At 59.7% G+C, this 23,681-nt stretch carries 8 protein-coding genes; 6 read left to right on the plus strand and 2 right to left on the minus strand.

The annotated features are described in order from the left end of the window. The first annotated feature begins 24 nt into the window (after window positions 1-24). Both SMD27_RS19630 and SMD27_RS19635 read left to right on the plus strand, forming a co-directional pair. A complete protein-coding gene (locus SMD27_RS19630) occupies window positions 25-972 on the plus strand; it encodes a PfkB family carbohydrate kinase (RefSeq protein ID WP_320510135.1) in 948 nt (315 codons plus the stop codon). Between the two features lie 243 nt (window positions 973-1,215). Further along, window positions 1,216-1,515: a hypothetical protein gene (locus SMD27_RS19635; RefSeq protein WP_320510136.1), complete on the plus strand. Its 300-nt coding sequence runs from the start codon at window positions 1,216-1,218 to the stop codon at window positions 1,513-1,515. A 70-nt stretch (window positions 1,516-1,585) separates the two neighbouring features. Here SMD27_RS19635 and SMD27_RS19640 read toward each other — a convergent pair whose 3' ends face one another. Next, window positions 1,586-2,317, minus strand: a complete 732-nt coding sequence (locus SMD27_RS19640; protein WP_320510137.1) for an isochorismatase family protein — start codon at window positions 2,315-2,317, stop codon at window positions 1,586-1,588. A 75-nt stretch (window positions 2,318-2,392) separates the two neighbouring features. Then, window positions 2,393-2,764, minus strand: coding sequence for a hypothetical protein (locus SMD27_RS19645; RefSeq protein WP_320510138.1), 372 nt, complete (start codon window positions 2,762-2,764; stop codon window positions 2,393-2,395). A 201-nt stretch (window positions 2,765-2,965) separates the two neighbouring features. Between SMD27_RS19645 and SMD27_RS19650 the strand changes: the two genes are divergently transcribed. From SMD27_RS19650 to SMD27_RS19665, 4 genes are all read left to right on the plus strand, one after another. Next, on the plus strand, window positions 2,966-3,658 hold the full coding sequence (locus SMD27_RS19650; protein WP_320510139.1) for a ribbon-helix-helix domain-containing protein: 693 nt from the start codon (window positions 2,966-2,968) through the stop codon (window positions 3,656-3,658). A 377-nt stretch (window positions 3,659-4,035) separates the two neighbouring features. Then, window positions 4,036-18,969, plus strand: a complete 14,934-nt coding sequence (locus SMD27_RS19655; RefSeq protein WP_320510140.1) for a T1SS-143 repeat domain-containing protein — start codon at window positions 4,036-4,038, stop codon at window positions 18,967-18,969. 145 nt (window positions 18,970-19,114) lie between these two features. Continuing rightward, on the plus strand, window positions 19,115-20,698 hold the full coding sequence (locus SMD27_RS19660) for a class I SAM-dependent methyltransferase (RefSeq protein ID WP_320510141.1): 1,584 nt from the start codon (window positions 19,115-19,117) through the stop codon (window positions 20,696-20,698). Window positions 20,699-21,230: 532 nt separating this feature from the next. Continuing rightward, window positions 21,231-23,666 carry a type I secretion system permease/ATPase gene (locus SMD27_RS19665; protein ID WP_320510142.1) on the plus strand — a complete coding sequence of 812 codons (2,436 nt, stop codon included), beginning with the start codon at window positions 21,231-21,233 and terminating at the stop codon, window positions 23,664-23,666. Window positions 23,667-23,681: the final 15 nt, after the last annotated feature.

Raw genomic sequence — 23,681 nt, forward strand, 5'->3', positions numbered from 1 at the left:
TAAGTGGGGATGGGGAGCTAATCCGTGATCGTCGTCTTCGGCTCGATCAATGTCGATATGACCATTCCGGTGGCGCAATTGCCGTCACCCGGCGAAACCGTGCTCGGCCCGGGTTATCAGCTGGTGCCGGGTGGCAAGGGGGCCAACCAGGCTTTGGCGGCGGCGCGCGCGGGGGCCAAGGTGCTGATGGTCGGCCGCACCGGCCGCGATAGCATGGCCGATGTCGCCTTGTCCGAACTGCGGCGCGGCGGCGTCGATCTGTCTCTCACCTTGCCAGATGATCAGCCGACCGGCTGCGCCATGATCTGCGTCGATCGCACCGGCCGGAACATGATCGTCGTTGCTTCCGGCGCCAATCTCGGCACGGTTGAGTCACAGATATCCGACGATCTGCTGCGACCTGGCACTATCGTCATCCTGCAGATGGAAGTTTGGCCGTCGCAAAATTGGGCCATGGTGCAGCGTGCTGCGGCGCGCGGCGCGCGTGTTCTGCTGAACGCCGCACCCGCTGGCCCTATTCCCGGCATCGCGCTGGCAGCTTTGGACTGGCTGGTTGTCAATGAGCACGAGGCCGTCACAGTGGCTGCGGCACTTGGGCTCGGCGCGTTGGCACCGCGTCAGGCAGCGCGCGCCATCGCCCGTGCGGCCGATATCACGGTGATCGTCACCTTGGGTGGAGAGGGAGCCGTCGCCTATAGCCGCGACGGCGACTGGACCGTCGGTGTCCTGCCGATCGTGCCGGTCGATACGACTGCTGCGGGTGATGCCTTCGTTGGCGCTTTTGCGGCAGCGACGGATGCCGGTGCCGATCTGCCCACCGCCTTGACGGAAGCCTCCATTGCCGGCGGACTCGCCTGCCTGCAACGTGGGGCGCAAAGCAGCCTGCCTGACCGCGCTGCTATCCGCAGCCGGCTACATGACCTGGCGCCTTCGCAACGTCTGCCTGACGAAGCGGACAAAGCCGCGGTGTAAGTCGGGTAACGTCTTGCTTCGCTTATGTTATGCGTCTTTAACGTGTAGCGTGAACCATTTATGGTTAATAACGCGTTAGTCGCGTCAATCAAACAAGCCATTGCCTTTGCTAAGAAATTGCCATAAATTTTAGAATAATTTGTAGACAACGCCTTGCAATGGTTTGTGCGCCAGGACGCTACAGCGATGGTTATCGATGATGGGGCAGTTCTGCCAATGCCCGTGCGCGGGGATGGAGAGGACATGGCGGTCAAAGTGATGGCAGCCAAAGCCGACTTGTCTAACGACGAGATGAACGTGACCTTGCAGCTCTCCGATATGCTGCCGGACGCCAATGGCGAAATCGTCATCATGGGTGATGGCGGGGATTCGCACCTCAATATCGTGACCGATCTCCGGCTCCTGGAAACCGGCATTGCTGCCGCCCATACGACCGAAGGCGGTGTGCAGGTCGAAGGCCTGACCTATTGGGTTTTTGAGGATGGCACCAAGGTTTACCATTCACATGATGTCCTGATCCATCTGGACCATCAGGTCCTCTGACGATTTGCGATAGACCATAAAAAAGGGCCGCCTTCTTAGCGGCCCTTTTGCTTTGTTGCGCATCCTTGCCTCAGCCGAAGCTGACCTCCCGCACCAGCTTGGCGCCGCGCGACGCCATGGCATAGAGTCCCATGTGATGGGCGACCCCTTGGGGATGGCCGGCGGTCGGCGGCAGGCCGAGCGCCACCGCCTGATCGCGCGGCAGGTCATAGGTGCTGCAGCCGGGGCCATAGACCAGGATATCCTGCAGCGGCGGCACCAGCCCGTGATTGCGTGCCGACAGCAAGGTCAGGACGAAATCCATCACGCAGATATCGGTGCAGATCCCCACCACCAGGACTTGCCGCAGTTTGTGCCGAGCAATCCATTCGCGGACGGCATTGCCGCCATCCGGCCGCTCGGCGCCGATATAGCCATTGATGCAATCCTTGCGGACCAGCAAAGCCTGCGGCTGGTCTTCCAGCCACGTCAAAGCGGGCACCAGGTTTTCCTGGCCGGTGCCGATCTCGCAATGCGGCGGATAGGGGGGTTCCGCTTTCCCCGGAATGTGGCTGTCGAGAAAGGCCAGGATCGGCCAATCGCGGGTGACGAACTGGCGGGCCAGGCGATCGGTCTCGGCGACCATATGGCTGACCGCGGCATTTTCCTTGGCCGGTGCCAGCGGGCCGGCGCCGACAGTAGCGAAGCCGTTGACCTCATCGACGATGACCAGGCCAACGCCATTTTCGAGCGCAGCGACGGCCGGCGCGATCGGCAATGCCTCGGTCAAGGCAGAAAGTAGGTCGGTTTCGGTGGTCGGCATCTATACGGTCCGCTCAGTCAGACATTCAGCTGTCAGCTTGGGCGAGCCGGGCAGAGAGGTCAACGGACTTTCAGATCAGATGATCCCGTCTTCGTCGGTGATTTCCAGCGCTTCCGTGAGGTTGCTGAAGGAAGAACGCAAACGCTTGCGGCGCATCAGCTTTTCCTGTGCCGCCGGCGGGAAGTCCGTGAGCACCACCACATGCTTGCTGATCAGGATATCGATGAGATCTTCGTAGACTCGGATCATCGCGAGGTCGGATTGCATCATATCCGGCCGGAACTCTGCGACACTGCTACCGTTAGTTTCGTTACTATTACCCGCCATGGTACCGAAGAAAGCCTGCACTTCGGGATGGGTAGGCGGTAAATATTCCGTAGCCTCCACGACTTCTTCGCGGAACAGGGCCGCGATCTGGCCGGTCGGGTCGCGCTTGATGAAAGGCATGTCGAGTCCTTGCAATATCGGCCCAAGGGGGCCGACAACCTAAACTATCATGAAATCTAGTCAGAATATGATTATCACAGTATTAATCTCTCAAGCGGGCTGTAATTTTCCTGAACCGAATACTATGTCAAAGTCGTTTGGGGACAGCGGCCCGACTGATTGAGCACCGACAACTGAGCGTTGACCGACGATCGGATAGAGATGCCGAGTACGATTACCAGCCAGACCCTGATTGCGCCCTCGGTCAATTCGGCCCTTGAGGCCGAGTTCATGGCCGCTGCTGTTGATGAGCAGCGGGTTGTCCACCGCATCATCCAGTGCAAGGGCCGACGCTATTCGCTGAAGCTGGACCAGGATGTCTGGCAGATCCTGGAAGAGGCCGCGTTGCGGCGCGGCATCCGGATCAATCACCTGATCGACGGCCTGGCCAATGCCTGCCCCGATGGCGGCAACCTCTCCGCCGCCTTGCGGGCGTACAGCATCGATGAATTGAAGCGCCAGATGCAGGTCCTGCAGGACCAGCTGCGCGATCAGGCAATGCATGTGGGACAGGGCGTTTCCGCGGCGGTCATTGCCGATTCCTGCCCCTCGCCCTGCTTCCTGGTGAATGCCGCCAGCGTTGTCCTGAAAGCCAATGCGGCGGCGCAGAAATGGCTGGGGTTGGACGAAGCCGCGCTGCGCGATCGCCCGCTCGATCAGTATATGCAGGTGAAATCCCCGGTTTCCCTGCCGCAAATCGTTTCCAGCTTCGCCCGTGGCCGGGCGCAGTCCTTTCCTGCCCGGATCATTTGCCTGCGTCCCGGCCGGCTGATCATGGCCAAAGCGACCCTATGTCCCGCCATCGTCCGTTCGGAACAGGATCTGATCTATTTCCTGATGATCGAGGCGAACTAGACTTCCCGCCCAAGCGTGCCGAATAGGGAAGCGGAGTTGAAGCTCCGACCGTAGCTATTCGGCACCGACTCACCCATCGCCGTCCACTTGGACACCTCCGCCAGATGAAGCCCCCCGGCAACCGGTCTGGCGGTACAGTTTCTCGTCATGATCGTGGTTAATTAGGCCAAATTATAATTTTATTTGCCGATAAACGTGTAATTCGATGATTCCTCACATCCCCTTGTATATGTGCCAATCCGACATGTGTTGTGAATCTTACGGGGTCTCACTTACTCTCGGTCGCAATGTTGGGAGCTTGCTGCATCCAGGTACCGTGAAGGCGAAAAGCCCGGCGGCGCCGGGATGCACGACGGATATTAACAAGGAGACGCGCTATGGCGACGGACAGCACGATTGTGCCGCAAACGGAAGCTTCGGCTGGCAATGATCATCAGGAATTTAATCCTGAAAATGTTCAATTAGCCCAGGCCAATACCGGCGGCGCAGAGCAGCCCGCGGCTGGCGCGGCGCCCCGGGCGGATATCCCCGGCGTGCCGAACGGCTCAGTCAACGTGGCCTTCCCGGACGGTCAGAACATCGTGCGCGTTCAGGTTGCCCCTGGTGAAACGATCTCCATCCCCTTCGACGGCGACCTCGCTGCCAAGTTTGGCGAGGAAGGCAACCTGGCCATTAAGGTCGGTGACCGCACCATCATCCTGCAGGGCTATGCCGAGGCCAATCAGGAAGCAGGCGTGACCCTGAAGGACGAATCCGGTGACGACATCGATGTCGCCTCGGTGGTCGCCGCAACTGATCCCAACCTCGACATCCAGACCGCTGCCGGCGGCACCGCGGGCGGTGGGTCCGCTGGCGGCTCGGGCTTCTTCTCGCCCTTCGCGAATGAAGGCGGCATCGGTGGCCTGGGCGAGCTGGGCGTGCTTGGTCAGACCGAACTGCAGTACGGCTTGATCGAGCCGGACGCCAACATTCTGCTGCAGGCGGTTGATACCGATCCCACGCTGGTCAGCATCTCCTTCGATTTCAATGGCGGCGTGGTCAACGAGGACGACCTCAGCGCGCATCATTCCCACGGCCAGGAAGGCCAGGAAAGCGCGCGCGGCGTGGATTTCTCGCTCGACGGTGATCTGCTCAGCCGCCTGGGGCAGAATGTCGGTGAGGGGATTTGGGAGACCGGTAGCCGCAACGGTAACGATCCCTTCGACACCAACGACCATGAGAACGGCAGCCAGACCGACTCCCAAGACGGTGTTGAAGACGGCGTAGGCAGCCATTCTGACAATGCCGTCGATGGTAAGGGCCATCCCATTGACCAGGACCGCGAGCCGACTACCACGAAGGCGACGGTGACGGTCGATTTCCACGACGACACCCCGGGCAAGGTGACCTTCTCCAACGGCGTCAATGTGCCGGTGATCACCCAGCTTCAGAACCAGCACCTGACTTCGCATGGCCACGAGCTGCAATATGCGCTGCTGCCGGCGGCCAACGGCCAAGGCGAAATGATCGTCGCCTATTACACGACGGACGGCGTCAACCATCTGGTCTTCACCCTGGGCATCGAAGAGGCCAGCGGCGCGACTTCGCCCAGCACCTTCCATATCGATTTCACCAGCTATGACGCGATCGACAATCTTGGTGCGTCGGCCGATGTGCTGAATATCGGCGTGCCGTTCTTCCTGAGCGACAGCGACGGCTCCGTCGTTGCGGTCCCGGCCGGCCCGAACGGGCTGAACTTCCAGTATGTCGACGATGCTCCCGAACTGGGCCATGTGCACAATGTTGATGGCGTGCCGCACAACATCGTCGAAGCCAATCTGACCATCGGCCATGACGAAACCGCCGGCAACCAGCACACCAAGTATCAGGACAGCAACGGCAATCAGCAGAAGGCCGACGACACGACCCTGAGCAATCATGAGGTCAATAGCCAGGTGAAGCCTGGCCTGGCCAGCAATGCCGAGGTCGCTGGTCACATCAACAGCGAATTCTTCAAGGACGGCGACCCCAGCAAGGGCTTCAAGGCGGATCTGGTCATCGGCTCGGCCCAGATGCAGCTCGATGTCAGTTTCGGCGCCGACGGCAAGGCCCGCGGCAACGAGCAGGCCGGCAAGACCATTTTCGCCGGCGACGGCGATGCCAATGCCCAGGCCTTCGAGATCTATATGCAGGCGCCGGGCGCCACGGGCGCGCCGGATAGCGGCAATCAGGCCGATGCGGCGCAGGACCATGTGCGCACCAATCTGACGATCGACGTCAATGGTGAGCAGGTGCCGGTCGATGCCTATCAGCTGGATGCCAATACCATCATCGGCATCTCGACCGACGGGCAGCCGGTTTTCGTTATCCACGTCGATCCGACGACTGGCGAGGTGACCCTGACCCAGTACCACCAGATGCACAATCTGGACGGTTCGGCGGCCAATGATCCGGTTCATCTGCAGGACGAGAACGGCAATCCGCTGGTTCACTTCCGCGCCACCGATTATGACGGCGACCATGCCGACGGTCAGCTGGACGTCTCCTTTATCGACGACAAGCCGCGGGTGACGGAAGGGAGCGCGGAAGGCAATGTCGCCGAAAGCGCCCTGCATGACGGCAACCGCGATAATCCCGGTCAGACCGCAGTCGCCACGGGCTCGCTCAAGGGCACGGTGGATTTCGGCGCCGACAAGGACGGCACCTTCTCGCTCAACCTGAACAAGAATGGCGAGCTGACGAAGGGCGCCCTGGAAAGCCTGACCGAGCAGCACCTGAGCTCGCATGGCCATGAGCTCCAGTACAAGATGGAGGATGGCAAGCTGGTCGGTTACATCACCGACAGCCATGGCAATACGCATGACGTCTTCACCCTCGAAGTGAAGCCGAACGGCGACTATACCTTCACGCTGGAGAACCAGCTTGATCACCCGGCGCCCGGCCAGGACACCAAGGACATCGATCTCGGCAAGGTCATCAAGGCGACCGACAGCGACGGCGACAGCATTGTCCTGAAGGACGGCCAGCTGGAAATTCATGTCGAAGACGACAAGCCGGTTTCGACCTGCCGTAGCGAGGACGGCACGGTTTCGGAAAGCGCCTTGTGGGACGGCAACCGCGAAGGTCCGTGGCAGCACGCCTCGACGACGGGTTCGCTGAAGAACACGGTTGATTTTGGCGCTGATAATCACGGCAAGTTCTCGATCGATTTCAGCGCCGCGCAGGCGGTCCTGGGTCAGCAGCACCTGGAATCCCATGGCCAGGATCTGCAGTACAAGCTGAGCGATGACGGCCATACGCTGATCGGCTTCATCGGCAGTCCCGATCATCCTCACTTGGTCTTCACGCTGACCGTCGATGAAAATGGCGACTACAAGTTCGAGCTGAAGGATCAGCTTGACCATGCACACTACGGCAAGGCCGACGACGTCATCGATATCGACTTCTCGGGCATCATCAAGGCGACCGATGAAGACGGCGACAGCATCCACCTGAATAACGGCCAGTTCGAAATCCATGTGAAGGACGACCAGCCGGTTTCCACCTGCCGCGATGTTGACGGCACGGTCGATGAAAGCGCGCTGAGCGACGGCAATCGCGACAATCCGTGGCAGACCAAGGTGGCCTATGGCCATCTGGCTGGCACGGTCGATTTCGGTGCCGACAACCATGGCAAATTCTCGCTCGATCTCAACCAATTTACGAAGCAGAGCCTGGAAAGCCAGCACCTGACCTCGCATGGCCAGGAACTGCATTACACGATGCAGGGCGGCACATTGGTCGCCTTCTTCTACGACCATGGCCAGGTCCACCAGGTCTTCACCCTGACTGTCGACAGCGAGGGCAATTACAAGTTCGAGCTGAAGGATCAGCTGGATCACGCCGATCACGGCCGTGGTGACGATGTCATCGACATCGACTTCTCGGGCATCATCAAGGCGACCGACGAAGATGGTGACAGCATCCACCTGAATAACGGCCAGTTCGAAGTCCATGTGAAGGACGACCAGCCGGTCGCGACCTGCAACAATGTCGACGGCACGGTTGATGAAAGCGCGTTGAGCGACGGCAACAAGGAAGGCTACTGGCAGCACAGCTGGACGGCCGGTTCCTTGAAGGGCACGGTCGATTTCGGTGCCGACAATCACGGCAGGTTCTCGATCGATCTCCAGGCAGCCCAGGCGGTCCTGGGCCAGCAGCACCTGGAATCCCATGGCCAGGATCTGCACTACAAGATGGTGGGCGATACGCTGGTCGGTTATACCGGCAGTCCGAACAATCCGCATGTGGTCTTCACCCTGACCGTTGACAGCGACGGCAATTACAAGTTCGAGCTGAAGGATCAGCTGGATCATGCCGATCACGGTCGTGGCGATGATGTCATCGACATCGACTTCTCGGGCATCATCAAGGCGACCGACGAAGACGGCGACAGCATCCACCTGAACAATGGCCAGTTTGAAATCCATGTGAAGGACGACGAGCCGGTCTCGACCTGCCGCGATGTTGACAGCAGCGTCGATGAAAGCGCCCTGAGCGACGGCAATCGCGACAATCCGTGGCAGACCAAGGTTGCCTATGGCAATCTGGGCGGCACCGTCGATTTCGGCGCCGACAATCACGGCAAATTCTCGATCGATCTTGGTCAGTCTGCGACGCAGAGCCTGGAGAGCCAGCACCTGACCTCGCACGGCCAGGAACTGCATTACACGATGCAGGGCGGCACCTTGGTCGCGTTCTTCTACGACCACGGCCAGGTCCATCAGGTCTTCACCCTGACTGTCGACAGCGACGGCAACTATAAGTTCGAACTGAAGGACCAATTGGATCACGCCGATCACGGCCGTGGTGACGATGTCATCGACATCGACTTCTCGGGCATCATCAAGGCGACCGACGAAGACGGCGACAGCACCCACCTGAACAACGGCCAGTTCGAAGTTCACGTGAAGGACGACCAGCCGGTCGCGACCTGCAACAATATCGACGGCACGGTTGACGAGAGTGCGCTGAGCGACGGCAACAGGGAAAACTACTGGCAGCGCACCTCGACGATGGGCTCGCTGGCGGGCACGGTCGATTTCGGTGCCGACAATCACGGCAAGTTCTCGATCGATCTCAGCCAGTTTACCAAGCAGAGCTTGGAGAGCCAGCACCTGACCTCGCATGGCCAGGAACTGCATTACACGATGGATGGCGGCAAGCTGGTCGCCTTCTTCTACGACCATGGCCAGGTCCACCAGGTCTTCACCCTGTCGGTCGACAGCGACGGCAACTACAAGTTCGAGCTGAAGGACCAACTGGACCATGCGGATCATGGTCGGGGCGACGACACGATCGACATCGACTTCTCAGGCATCATCAAGGCGACCGATGAAGACGGCGACAGCATCCACCTGAACAATGGCCAGTTCGAAGTCCATGTGAATGACGATCAGCCGATTGCGACCTGCAACAGCGTGGACAGCACGGTTGACGAAAGCGCTCTGAGCGACGGCAATCGCGACAATCCGTGGCAGACCAAGGTTGCCTACGGCCATCTGGCCGGCGCGGTCGATTTCGGTGCCGACAATCACGGCAAATTCTCGATCGATCTCGGCCAGTCTGCGAAGCAGAGCCTGGAGAGCCAGCACCTGACCTCGCATGGCCAGGACCTGCATTACATGGTGCAGAACGGCGTGCTGATTGGTTACACGGGCAGCTCGAACCATCCGAATGTGATCTTCACCCTGTCGGTCGACAGCGATGGCGACTACAAGTTCGAGCTGAAGGATCAGCTTGACCATGCCCATTATGGCAAGGCCGACGACGTCATCGACATCGACTTCTCGGGCATCATTCAGGCGACCGACGAAGACGGCGACAGCACCCACCTGAACAACGGCCAGTTCGAAGTTCACGTGAAGGACGACCAGCCGGTCGCGACCTGCAACAATATCGACGGCACGGTTGACGAGAGTGCGCTGAGCGACGGCAACAGGGAAAACTACTGGCAGCGCACCTCGACGATGGGCTCGCTGGCGGGCACGGTCGATTTCGGTGCCGACAACCATGGCAAGTTCTCGATCGACCTCGGCGCAGCGCAGTCGATCCTCGGCCAGCAGCACCTGGAATCCCATGGCCAGGATCTACACTACAAGCTGGTTGGTGATACGCTGGTTGGCTATACCGGCACCTCGAACAATCCGCATGTGGTCTTTACGCTCACCGTCGATGAGAACGGCAATTACAAGTTCGAGCTGAAGGACCAGCTCGATCATAAGGGCCCGGGCAACGACAACACGATTGATCTCGACTTTTCGGGCATCATCACGGCGACCGATGAAGACGGCGACAGCATCCATCTGAACAACGGCCAGTTCGAAATTCACGTGAGGGACGACCAGCCGATCTCGACCTGCCGCACGGTTGACGGCATCGTCGATGAAAGCGCGCTGTGGGATGGTAATCGCGAAAATAACGGGCAAAAGTCCTCGACGACGGGCTCGCTGGAGACCACGGTCGACTTCGGTGCCGACAACCACGGCCAGTTCTCGATCGATATCCAGGCTGCTCAGTCGAGCCTCGGCCAGCAGCATCTGCAGTCGCACGGCCAGGATCTGCACTTCATGATGCTGAGCGATACCCTGGTCGGTTACACCGGGCTTGCGACCAACCCGCATGTCGTGTTCACCCTGACGGTCGATAGCGATGGCGGCTACAAGTTTGAGTTGAAGGATCAGCTCGACCATAAGGGCCCCGGCAACGACAGCACGATCGACATCGACTTCTCGGGCATCATCAAGGCGACCGATGAAGACGGCGACAGCATCCATCTGAACAACGGCCAGTTCGAAATTCATGTGAAGGACGACACGCCGATCTCGACAATCTGCGTCGCCGATCACGGCGGCGTCACGATCGATGAGAGCGCCGGCCTGCAGGAGAACGACAAGTCCGGTAGTGTGCCCTCGATCTTCAACCAGGTCGCAAATCATGATGCGCCCATGGGCTGGGCGCAGAGCTCCGGCTCGGTCGTCAACACGACAGTCAGCTTCGGTGCCGATGACAAGGGTAGCGAAAGCCTGACGCTTGGCATCTCCACAAACGGGGTGGATTCCGGCCTCACCACCACCGATGGCCATCACATCTACCTCTTCAAGGAAGGCGATTTGGTGGTCGGCCGCGAAGACGGTGCGAATGGCAAGGCTGCCTTCGCGCTGTCGATGGATGCCAGCGGCAAGCTGACCATCGTCCAATACGAGCCGATCCATCAGAATAATCCGAATGACGCGAATGACGCTGTTCATATCAATGACGGCGCGCTGCAGGTGACCTATACCGTCACCGATGGCGACGGCGACAAGGACAGCCATACGGTCAATATCGGCGACACCATCACCTTCAAGGATGACGGCCCCTCGAAGTTCTCGGTTGCCTTCAGCGGCAATGACAGCACGGTGGACGAATCGGCGCTTACGACCGCCAATCCGAATGACGAAAAGGTAACCTTCCATTTCGACTATCAGAATAATGGTGGTGTCGGCGCGGACGGCCTGCAGAGCGTGACCTTCGCCCTGAACAATCCGGGCCTGAAGACCGCTTCGGGCGACGTGGTTCATACCCAGATGGTGGATGGCGTTCTGGTCGGTTACACCGGTAACGATCCCCATGCGAACCATGTCTTCACGATTACCGACAATCACAACGGCACCTACACCTTCGAACTCGACCAGCCGCTGCAGAACAATGGGGCGCAGAACGATCAGATCAGCCTCAACCTGACCGCCACGGTGACCGACGGTGACGGTGACTCGCAGTCCAGCACCTTCACCATCAAGGTGAATGACGACACGCCGGGCACACCCTGCGTCGTTAGCTCGGATCCGAACTTCGTTCTGGGTGAAGGCCGTATCGACGAAGACTTCCTGCCGACCGGCAACCATGATGGCGACACGAATCCCGACAATGTCGGGGTTGGCGGCGTCATCTTCCCGGGTAGTCATTATGATGACATGGGCGGCACGACGGTTGGCGGTTCGGTCGTGGTCGATTATGGCGCCGATGGCCCCGGCGGCCTCAGCCTGACTTCACTGAAGGTGACCAGCGATGCGATCCTGGGCAACACGCTGCTCAATGTGAACATCGACCCGGTGACCCATGCGGTGACCGGCACCAACAACCTGAAGGCTTCGGATGGCACCGCCATCCAGCTGGTCTTCGACGGCACCACGCTGACCGGCTATGCCGGCAACCAGCACGACTCGGCCCATGCGGTATTCGCTTTCACGCTGAATGCCAACGGGACCTGGTCCTACACCTTGCTGCAGGGCCTCGATCATCCGATCGACACCTCCTTGAGCCTCGGCGGCATCGATACCCGTCCGGAAGACAACCTGCATTTCAGCTTCGGTGTGACCGCGACCGACAAGGACGGCGATGCCAAGACCGGCTATGTCAACGTCAATGTCGATGATGACGGGCCGAAGGCTGGCGACGTCACGCTGGGTCAGGTCAATGAGCATAGCGCGGCGCAAGACCTCGGCACCGTGGAGCATGTCTTTGGTGGCCATTATACGGCGGGCGCGGACGGCCTCGGCAATATCCAGATCACGGGTGGCAATAACGCCAATCACGGCACTCTGACCATCGTGAATGGACATGTCTATTACACACCGCCGGCCAATGTGACGGGTGATCAGAGCTACAGCTTTGAATACACTGTGACGGATAGTGACGGCGATCGTGACACGGGGAAGATCACCGTGGGCGTGAAGGACAACGTCCCGACGATCACCCATCAGGATCCCTATCCGAATGATCCAAATAACGGTAATGGCGAGCTGACCCTGAGCGAAAGCCATCTGTCGGATGGGACGCAGCCGGATGACGGCCAGCTCAGCAAGAACGGCGTGTTCACGATCGACACCCATGGTGAAGGCCTCGGCTCGATCCAAATCAATGGTACCACCGTGACCGATGGCTCGCAGATCCCGGGCGACAAGGGCACGCTGGTCATTGACAGCATCACCGATAACCATAACGGCACCTACTCGGTGGCGTATCACTACACGGTGACCGATAACCATCTGCTCTCGAACCCGAACGATACCTTCAACCAGCAATTCAACATCACGGTGAAGGATGCCTCCGGGGACAGCGCGAGCTCGACCATCACGGTGCATGTCACCGACGATGCGCCGAAAGCGGGTGCGCCTGTCACGATGACGGTCGATGAGGATGGGCTCGACGCTGCCCATGGCCATAACGGCTCGGCGGGCATCGAGGACGGCCCCGGCGATATCGGGACCGTGGGCACGCATGCGACCGTTGCGCTCGGCATCAACTTCGGTGCCGATGGCAAGGGTTCGGTGGCGATCGATACGTCGAACCTGCCGCAGATCAAGTCGGATGGGCATAACGTTCAGTACGAACTGAGCGCTGATGGCCATACGCTGACCGGCTACATCACCTATGAATCCGAAGGCCACACCTCACGAGTAGATGTCCTCACGCTCGCCATCGACGGTGATGGCAGCGAGGCGACCTTTACCCTGTTGGCCCCGATCGATCATCCGGATCATGGCCAGACGGGCAGCTTGGAAGACAATTCCACGCTGAACTTCGGCTATACCGTCACTGATGGCGACGGCGACAAGGCGAGCGGCCAGATCGCTGTCACGGTCAATGACGACACGCCGACGGCTTCCTGTGTGGAAGCACCGGTGGTCAAGGAACCGACCGATGGCGGCCAGACCGGCCATGACACCTACACCATCGATACCGCTCATTACGACGCGCAGAGCGGCAACAATACCGAGGGCACGCTGCACATCTCGGCTGGTTATGTCGATGCTAACGGCAATTATGTGACGTCATTGCCGGGTCATGACGGCGACGCGGCCAGCGTCAACGTCAATGGCGACAGCGGCAACGCCTATGGCGGCACCACCGGTTTCGGTGCCAGTTCAGGTATCGATGGCGACGGTCAGGAACGCTTCGACGAGGTCAATTACCTCGGCGACAGCCACAGCCAGACCTCGGAAGCACTTGTCATCTCCTTGGCCCAGGATGGCAAGGTGGCGACCAGCGCGACGGTCAACCTCGCCGAGTTCTACCCGAATGAAAGCAATATCGGCGATGAACAGGGTGCCTACCGCCTCTACCTGAACGGCCAGCCGGTCAGCGACTGGATCAGCTTCACGGCGGAAAATGGTAACGGCTCCCTGGCGCTGACCATCAACGGTCCGGCCAGCGGCTTCGACCAGATCGTCTTTGCCGGCCTGCCGGCAACCTCCAACCCGAATGGCGATCAGGGCGGTTCGGATAGCAGCGATTTCAGCATCCACGACGCGACCTTCAATGTCGTCGATGCCGACAGCGGCAACGGCACGGCGAATTCCGTCAAGGGCGATCTGCATCTGCAGTTCGGCGCTGATGGCCCCGGCCATGTGGATCTGACCGCTCATGCCGAGACCGGCCTGCAGTACAAGGGCCAGGACATCACGGAAACGGTGCAGAATGGCGTGCTTTACGGCAAAGCCGGCGACACGGTCATCTACACCCTGACCCTGATCCACGACCAGAACGGCTATCACTACCAGTTCGATCTGGCGAAGCCGATCGACGGCTCGCAATCGGGTCATCCGATCACCTTCGATTACACGGTGACGGATAACGACGGCGACAAGGCCAGCGGCTGCATCACCGTCAACATCGACGACAATCATGTCCCGACGATCACCCATGAGGATCCGCAAAGCCAAGAGCCGGCGGTCGGACCTGGCGAAGTCTCGGTGGAGGAAAGCCATCTGACGGACGGCACGGATCCGAAACAGGGTGGCGAAACCGTCCACGGAGCCTTCACGGTCGATGGCGGCAACGAGAGCGTCACCATCAAGATCGGCGATCAGGTAATCAGCCTCGATGGCAAAGGCGGTGAGGTAATCCAGGATAAGGACGGCCTGGGCGAATTGCATATCACGGGCATCACTCACAATGCCGACGGCACCTACACTGTCGACTATGACTACACGCTTGATCAGGCGAAGCATAACGACAGCGGTAGCGACTCCGCCGACACCTCATTCAAGGTGACGGTGACCGACCAGACCGGTGACACGACCAGTGGCGACCTGACCGTCCATATCGCGGACGACAAGCCGGTTGCCACGAGCGATGACTTCAGTTCGTTCACGGCCCAAATCGCAGATGGTCAATCGATCGGCAATATTCTCACCAACGATAAGTCCGGTGCAGATGGCTATGGTTCGCCGAAGATCACTTCGGTCCAGGGCGGCGTGTCGGATGGCAATGGTGGTTTCACCATCACCACTGCAGACCAAGGCACGATCCATATCGCGGCCGATGGTAGCGTGACCTTCGACTCGAATGCCGGCCACAACTACCACCCGGGCGAGACGCTGGGCTTCGATTACACGATCGTCGATGCCGATGGTGATACCTCGACGGCCCATGCCAGCTTTACGGTTGGCAATCCGGAGCAGCCGACACCGCCGGCGGCGTCGGATCTGGAGGTCAATGAATCGCAGCTGGTTTCCGGCAACCATCTCGGTAACGGCTCGATCTCCGCCAGCGATAGCTTCACCTTGCCCGCCGGCTATACGGTGCAAGCGGCTGATCTCGGCGACCATGCCCTAGCGAACGGGACGCTGAACATCTCGGTATCCGGCAGCACGGTGACCTACACTTACACGCTGACCTCGCCGGTCGATGACGGCTTGGCTGGCGGTGCCGATGGCCAGAACATCGTGGATAATGCCAACACCTTTACGGTGCATCTGGATGGCCCGTTCAACCAGACGGTAAACGTGCCGGTGAATATCGACATCAAGGACGACGTGCCGGTGCCGACAGCGGACCTGTTCGGTGCCTTCACGGCGCAGGTTGCGACCGGTCAGGTTATCGGCAACATCCTGGACAATGATCATGCCGGCGCGGACGGCTATGCCAGCCAGAAGATCTTCTCGGTTGAGGGGGGCGTCTCGGATGGCAATGGCGGCTTCACGATCACCAATGCGAATGGCACGATCCATGTATCAGCGGATGGTGCCGTGACCTTCGACTCGAAAACCGGCCACAGCTACGGTGTGGGCGAGAGCTTCAGCTTCGATTACGCCATTATCGATAAGGACGGTGATCACAACAACGCTTCGGCCACCTTTACGATTGGCAATCCGACGACCCCGACAGCACCGCATGCCTCTGATCTGACCGTCAACGAATCCCAGTTGCCGACTGGGACGCATCAGGGCGGCGGTTCGACCACGGACCACAACTCCTTCACCGTGCCGGATGGCTTCACGGCCAATACGGGGACGTTCAATCTGCCGCATGGCACGATGACCATTACGCAAACCGGCAACACGGTGAGCTACAGCTACCAGCTGACCTCGCCGGTGAATGATGGTACGCCGAATGTGTCGGACGGTCAGAACACAGTCGATGGCGATAGCTATACCGTCCACCTGACGGGTCCTTATGGCCAGACCATCGACGTGCCGGTGCATGTCGATGTGACCGACGATGTGCCGACAGCGCAACATGCTGATCTTGCCGCGGTTGACGAAGGCACCAGCAACAATATCGGCCACGTTGATTTCAGCGGTGGTGCAGATGGTTTGCACTCGGTCGAAGTTAGCTCGGGCAATGATGGCAACCAGGGTACGTTGAGCATCGATGTCGATGGCACGGTCCATTACACCGCCCCCGCTGATATCAATGGTGCGCATGACTACACCTTCACCTATCAGGTGACGGATAAGGACGGCGATACGGCGACCAACACCATCACCGTTCATGTGAACGATACGGCGAAGCCGGTTCTGATCGTGGGCGAGAATGTCGATGACAATCTCGGCCAGCAGACCGATCACCATATCGATCATGCGCCGAGCGATCAGAACCAGGGCAGTATCAATGGCGGCGACGCCGGCGACGTGCTGGTTGGTGACGTCGGTGGCAAGTCGGGCCAGATCGTGGCGGGCGACTACAATATCTGCCTGATCCTCGACGTCTCGACCTCGATGAATGACACCTTCTCAGGATCGGGTGGCAAGAGCCGCTTGGATGTGATGCAGGCGGCGGTCGATGAATTGCTGGCCAAATATGCCGACCATCCGGGTGATGTGAATGTCAAGATCATCGCTTTCGGCACCGACGTTGTCCGCGAGTGGGAGTCGAACGCGAGTGGGGACTTCACTTCGACGACCAAGGACGGCAACCAGACCGCAATTCAGTTTGTCGATGGTCTGGACAACCGCGGCACGCAGTACACCAACTACGAAGCTGCCATGGCGGCGGCCAAGGAATGGTTTGATCAGGTCGGCAATAACGGCAACAGCAACAAAGCCTACTTCCTCAGCGATGGTGATCCGACGGCCCGGTTGAATAACAGCGGTGATCCGACGGATATCGATGCCAGCCCCAGCAACAGCCAGATCCAGCAATATATCAGCGAGGCTCTGGGTGCGGCGGGCAGCATGCTGGCGACCGGCAATGACGGGTTGCATGTCGACTTCCAGGCGATCGGTATCGGTAGCGGCGTTACCAAGACCAACCTGGATAAGTTCGACAATTCCGGCGACACGCAGACACCGGGTGACGCGCAGATCGTCACCGATGCAAGTCAGCTAAACGACGCGCTCGATGTCGGCAAGGCACCGGAACCCCTCGCACAGGGTGATGATGTTATCAATGGCGGCAAGGGCAACGACCTGATCTTCGGTGACCAGGTCTATACCGAAAGCCTAAATGGTGGTCAGAACGACGGCAATCCGAACACCATCGGCTGGCAGAATTTCGGCAGCATGACCGAGGCCGAGATCGTTGCCTGGCTGAAGGCCAACCCGGATGAAGCGGGGAAGGAATATGCCGGTGCCCAATACGGCAACGACACGCTGCTGGGTGGCGAAGGCGACGACGTCATCTACGGCCAGGGTGGTGACGATATCATCACCGGCGGCACGGGTAAGGATCAGCTCCATGGCGGTTCCGGCAACGACACCTATATCTGGGCGGTCGGTGACGGCAATGACACGATCATGGAAACGGCGGGCCTGGCGGATACCCTGAAGATCACGGGGACCGACACGAACCCGACACTGACCAAGAACGGTAACGACCTGATCGTCACGATCGGTGGCGAGACCATCACTGTGAAGGGCCAGTTCGAAACCGACGGTGACAACAACGCCGATACCAACAAGGCGGTCGAATATATCGAGGTAAATGGCCATACCTACCGCATTACGCTCGATCAGAACGGCCAGCCGAAGCTGACGGAGTTGGCGCCTCCGGTGAACACGGTGCCGAGTTCGATCGCCGTCAATACCGGCACGGTCGCGATTGGAGGGGTCAGCGTTGCGGATCTCGACAGCCAGTTGCTCACGGTGACCCTGGCGGTCGACCATGGCGCGATCACCCTCGCCAGCATGGCCGGGCTAACCTTCGATGCCGGTGACGGCACGAATGATGGGACCATGACTTTCCACGGCACCCAGGACGCCATCAACGCCGCCCTGGCGGGTCTAAAGTATACGTCGGATGGCAATGACGCCACGCTGACCATGACCAGCAAGGACGGGGACGGGCATACGGACACGGATCAGATTGCGATACATGCGCTGAATGCCGATCTCAACCTGTCGATTGGCCACCAGACTTACGGTTCAACGACTTATACGAACAATGATGACTACAGCACCAACAAAGGTACCGATCGTCACATTGTTGACGCCGGTAACAACATTTCCCATACCGATAGCGGTGGTGGCCACACCATCAGCGGCGGTAGCGGTGATGATTGGATCGAAGGCGGTCAGGGCAACGACGATCTGTACGGCAATAACGGCAATGACTACCTCGATGGCGGTCAAGGCCATGACACCTATCACGGAGGTGCCGGCAACGACGTGCTTCTGATCGACAGGGACGATCTGACGGGTAGCAGCCGTCTGATCGATGGCGGTGCCGGCGACGACGTTCTTGATCTCTCGAAGGTCGGAGACTGGGACTTCACTGGCGACGTCTACGGGAACAGCGGTCACAAGGGTATCACCGGTATCGACACCCTCAATCTCAATGGTGGCGGCGGTAGCGAACAGCACATCACTTTGGATGCAAAGTCAGTACTCGAAATGACTGACGACCACACGCTGGTGATCCAGGGTAATGACCATGACAACGTCACCTTGAACGGTGATTGGAGCAAGGTCGGTAGTGTCACCGATCATGGTCAAACCTACGACGTGTTCCAGTCGAGCAGTGGTGGCAGCACGGCGACCGCCATCATCGACAGCCACATCCACACCACCATTGATCACAACGGCTGATCACTCATCCCTGAGTAAGCGATTGGGGCGGTTCTTCGGAACCGCCCCTTTTTCTTGCATCTCCTTCCCTTGCAACAACGGGAAAGGCAGTGATACTTGGCCAAAGTTCGGATCCAGAACCAAAGTTCGGATGATAGGGGGATTGATGTCAGGCGCCTCGGAGTGGTCGCAAGGTTATGTGACCGATACGCTCTATACCGAGAACCATTACCGGGAATTATCGCCGGCCTGGATCAATTACGCAGCACTTCTGAACGGCTGCCTGCCGCGTCCGACGGATCGCGATTTCACCTATATCGAGCTCGGCTGCGGCCATGGCCGGACGGTGATGCATCTCGCGGCCGCCTTTCCGAAGGGACGGTTCTATGGCGTCGATTTCAATCCCGCCCATATCGATTCCGCGACGCGTTATGCAGCAGCACTCGGCATCGGCAATGTGCAATTTCTGGAACGCGGCTTCCAGGATCTGGTCGGCGCGGGCAAGATGCCGGTGCCCGATCTGCCGGATTTCGATTTCATCGCCCTGCATGGCGTCTATTCCTGGATCAGTGTCGAAGCGCGGCAGGCCGTGCAACGGCTCATCTTCGAGAAGCTGAAGCCGGGCGGCCTCGTCTATAACAGCTATAACTGCCTGCCAGGCTGGGCGGCCGAAGCACCGGTCCGCCGGCTGTTCGTGGAATTCGCGGCGGTGGAGCAGGGCGGCAGCGGCGACCGGATGAAAAAAGCCTTGGCCCATGCTGGCGAGCTGCAAGCTTTGAAGGCCGGTTATCTGGCGCGCTATCCGGCGGTGGGCGAGGCGATTGCCCAGCATCTGAAACGCCCGGCCAATTACATGGCACACGAATATCTCAATGCCGATTGGAATCCCTTTTATTCGGTCGATGTGGCGGATGAGATGGCGGCGGCGAAACTCGATTTCGCCGGCGCGGCGACGCTGATGGAAAATCATCTCGATCTGATGATGAATGATAATGTTTCGGCTTTCGTGACGCGGCAGCCGACGGCGCGACTGCGCCAATTGATGAAGGATTTTCTTTACAATCAGCGGTTCCGCCGGGATGTCTTCGTGCGCGGCCATGCCAGGCTCGGGCCGGCCGAGATCATGGCCAATCTGCGCGGCCAAAGCTTCATCGCGCTAAAGCCGATGTCGGGAAACAAGCTGACGGTACCGCGGGGCGAGATCAGTTTCGATGGCGAGATCCTGCCGTCGCTGAACGAGATATTTGCCGCAGGCAGTGTGACCCTGGAAGAGGCGGCCAAGGCCATCACCAAGAAAGGCGGCAAGACCGGCGGTCTGGAGCGCGTCATCAATATCCTTGCTGCTTCCGGTACGCTGGCGCCGGCAGCTTATCCCTATCGCCCGGTAAAGGCCTATGCGCCGCCGGCTCGGCTGCGCTTCAAGCATGCGGCCAATCAGCACTTATTACAGCGGGTGATGGCCCGATCGGATAGCAGCCGGGCGATAATCGTGCCCGCCTATGGAAATATCGTGACGATCTCCATCCCCCAAGCCTTCATCCTCAATGAAATGCTGACCGGCGGTACTACGACAGATCTCGTCACCCGCAGCATCGCGGCCATCGAGCGGCGCGGCTTCAAGCTACAAAAGGACAACCATACATTGACCGAGAGCGAAGCGAAGCAAGCGCATATGGCGCAGCTCGTGACCGGCTTCATCGACAAGGATCTCCCGCTACTGCTGCGGGGCGGTGCGGTCGACGTGGCGTAGGGTTCATGGCGCCGCGCGGGAGGCCGCGGCAGCGATGATGTTACCGGACCTTACTCAAGCCGCCATTGATCTGGCCCTAAATTTAAATAGAATATAGTTAAAATGCTGGGAATTGGGCGAGCTTGCTTAGAGGATTGCAAGTCACGTCATACGCCAGTACCGCGACGCCAGCGCTGTGACGTTGCTATCGGAAGGGGGCTTGGATGATGATGATGACCAATGACGGTTGCGAACCCCTCATTTCGAGCCGGATGGTGTCGATCAGCTCTGTCCCTACCCGCCGGCTTTCGATAGCCTCTGTTTCGATACCCTGTGCCGTGCGTGAGGGCCGGGGCAAACAATGACATATTGGATTGCCGCTCCCGAGCTTGGCCGGAGCGTGCATGGCGGCTGCGCAGGCGCGTTCCGCGCCGCTGCTCGTCGGCTTGCCGCAGAAACGAAACGCGCCAAAGACGCAATCGGATAATGCACTTAACCGAAAGCTAACGGTTTTCGTTAAGCATAAGACAAACTTTCAGGATCGGATTTTTTCATGGATGTCCCCCAGGCAGCTGCCAAGAAATCGGCATCCCAGGCAGCTACGTCCGGCAATGCCCAGCCTTCCGGCAATCAGCCGGCTGGCAATCCGCCAGCGGGCAATCCGCCGGCCGGCAGCCACTCGACCGGGCAACAAGGCGCGGGACATCAGGCAGCGGGACATCAAGCAGGAGGACATCATCCGGGCGCCGCTCATGCGGTCAGTGCTGCCACTGCCGGTGCCGCATCCGGTGCGCATGCCGGCGTACCTGAGGCGGTACATGCATCCGTGCCGGTCGAATATTCCGGCCCGGTTATGCGCGACGATGGGCTGCTCGCCTGCCTGGTCATCCTGACGCGCCTGTTTGGCAATCCGAAATCGCCCGCGGCTTTGGCAGCCTCCTTGCCGATCGGCGAAGAGGGCATGACACCCGATCTCTTCCTTCGCGCTGCGGATCGTGCCGGTTTGTCCGGCAACAAAGTTCGTCGGCCGCTGGAGAAGGTCGAGGCGATGAGCCTGCCGGCCGTGCTGCTGCTGACGGAAAAGCGCGCCGTGGTCATGCTCTCTGCACCGAAGAATGGCATGGTCGAGGTGGCGACGCCGGACAATCTCGACGGCACGCAGACCGTTCATATTGACGTGCTGTCGCAGCTTTATACCGGCCAGATGTTGCTGGTGCGGCCGAAGATCCGGCTCGATACGCGTTCTTCCGATCTGACCGAAGCGGCACCGCGCAACTGGTTCTGGAGCGAAGTGCTGAAATACACGCCGCTCTATCTTGAAGTCGTGCTGGCGGCGCTGCTTATCAACATCTTCGCCATCGCCTCGTCGATCTTCTCCATGCAGGTCTATGACCGCGTGGTCCCGAACAAGGCCGAAGAAACTTTATGGATGCTGGTGCTCGGCATTCTGCTGATCTACGGCTTCGATTTCTCGCTGAAGACCTTGCGCGCCTATTTCCTGGACAAGGCCGGCAAGGCGCTGGATCGCAAAGTGTCATCGGCGATCTTCGAACACATCCTGTCGATCCGCATGGCGGCGGGGCCGCAATCGGCCGGCGCCTTCGCCAGCAATGTGCAATCCTACGAGACATTGCGCGACTTCTTCACCTCGGCCAGCCTGTCGGCGATGATCGATCTGCCCTTCATCCTGGTCTTCCTGCTGATCATCGGCCTCGTCGCAGGCCCGGTCGTGGCCGTGCCGGCGGCGCTCATCCCCATCGTCATCGTGGTCAGCATCCTGGTGCAGTTCCCGATGAAGAAGGCGGTGGAGCGCTCCTACCGGGAATCGGCGCAGAAACATGCGACGCTGGTTGAATCGATCAATGGCCTCGATGCGATCAAGGCGGCCTCGGCGGAAGGGCAGATGCAGCGCGACTGGGACGGTTATGTCGCCGCGTCCTCCTCTTCGGCCGAGACCTCGAAGATGTGGTCGTCGCTCGGCATCAATTTCGTGATGCTGGCTTCCAATCTCGCCACGACGGGCGTCATCCTCTGGGGCTGCTATCGGATCTTCGCCTCGACGCCGACCGGCGACATCCACATGACGACCGGTGCGCTGGTCGCTGCCTCGATGTTGACGGGCCGCGCCATGGCGCCGCTCGGTCAGATCGCCGGCATGATCATCCGCTTCCATCAATCCTGGACCTCGCTCAAAGGCCTCAATCGCCTGATGGAGCTTCCGGTCGAACGGCCGCGCGGCAAGGTGTTTCTGCGCCGGCCGCGGATCGAGGGGGCAATCGAATTCCGCAACGTGACGTTCAAGTATCCCGGTGCGCAGACCAGTGCACTTGACGGGATTTCTTTCCGGATCTCGCCAGGCGAGCGGGTTGGCATCGTCGGGCGCATCGGTTCCGGCAAGACCACCATCGAACGCTTGATCCTGGGGCTGTTCGAGCCGTCGGATGGGGCGGTGCTAGTCGATGGCACGGATATCCGTCAGCTCGATCCCACCGATCTGCGGCAGAATATCGGCTGCGTGCTGCAGGATGCGCATCTCTTCTTCGGCTCGGTGAAGGATAACATCACCCTGGGCGCGCCCTATGTCGACGAGGAATCGGTGCTGCGCGCGGCGATCGTCTCCGGTGTCGATCTGTTCGTGCGCCAGCATCCACTCGGCTACGACATGCCAGTGGGGGAAAACGGCCGCATGCTCTCCGGCGGTCAGCGGCAATCGGTAGCTGTGGCGCGCGCCATGCTGCTCAATCCGCCGATCCTGCTGCTCGACGAACCGACCAGTTCGATGGATAACAGCACCGAAAATGCCTTCAAGAGCCGTCTCGGCGAGATCATCCAGGGCAAGACGGTCATTCTTGTGACCCATCGCAATTCCATGCTGGCCCTGGTCGATCGCCTGATCGTGCTGGATCGTGGCAAAGTGGTGGCGGACGGCCCGAAAGCCGGCGTGCTCGATGCGCTCATGAAGGGCCGCATCCGGGCGAATGAAGGCTGACGGACCGGATCGGAG

The organism is Dongia soli (genome assembly GCF_034044715.1).
Taxonomy (GTDB): Bacteria; Pseudomonadota; Alphaproteobacteria; order Dongiales; family Dongiaceae; genus Dongia_B; species Dongia_B soli.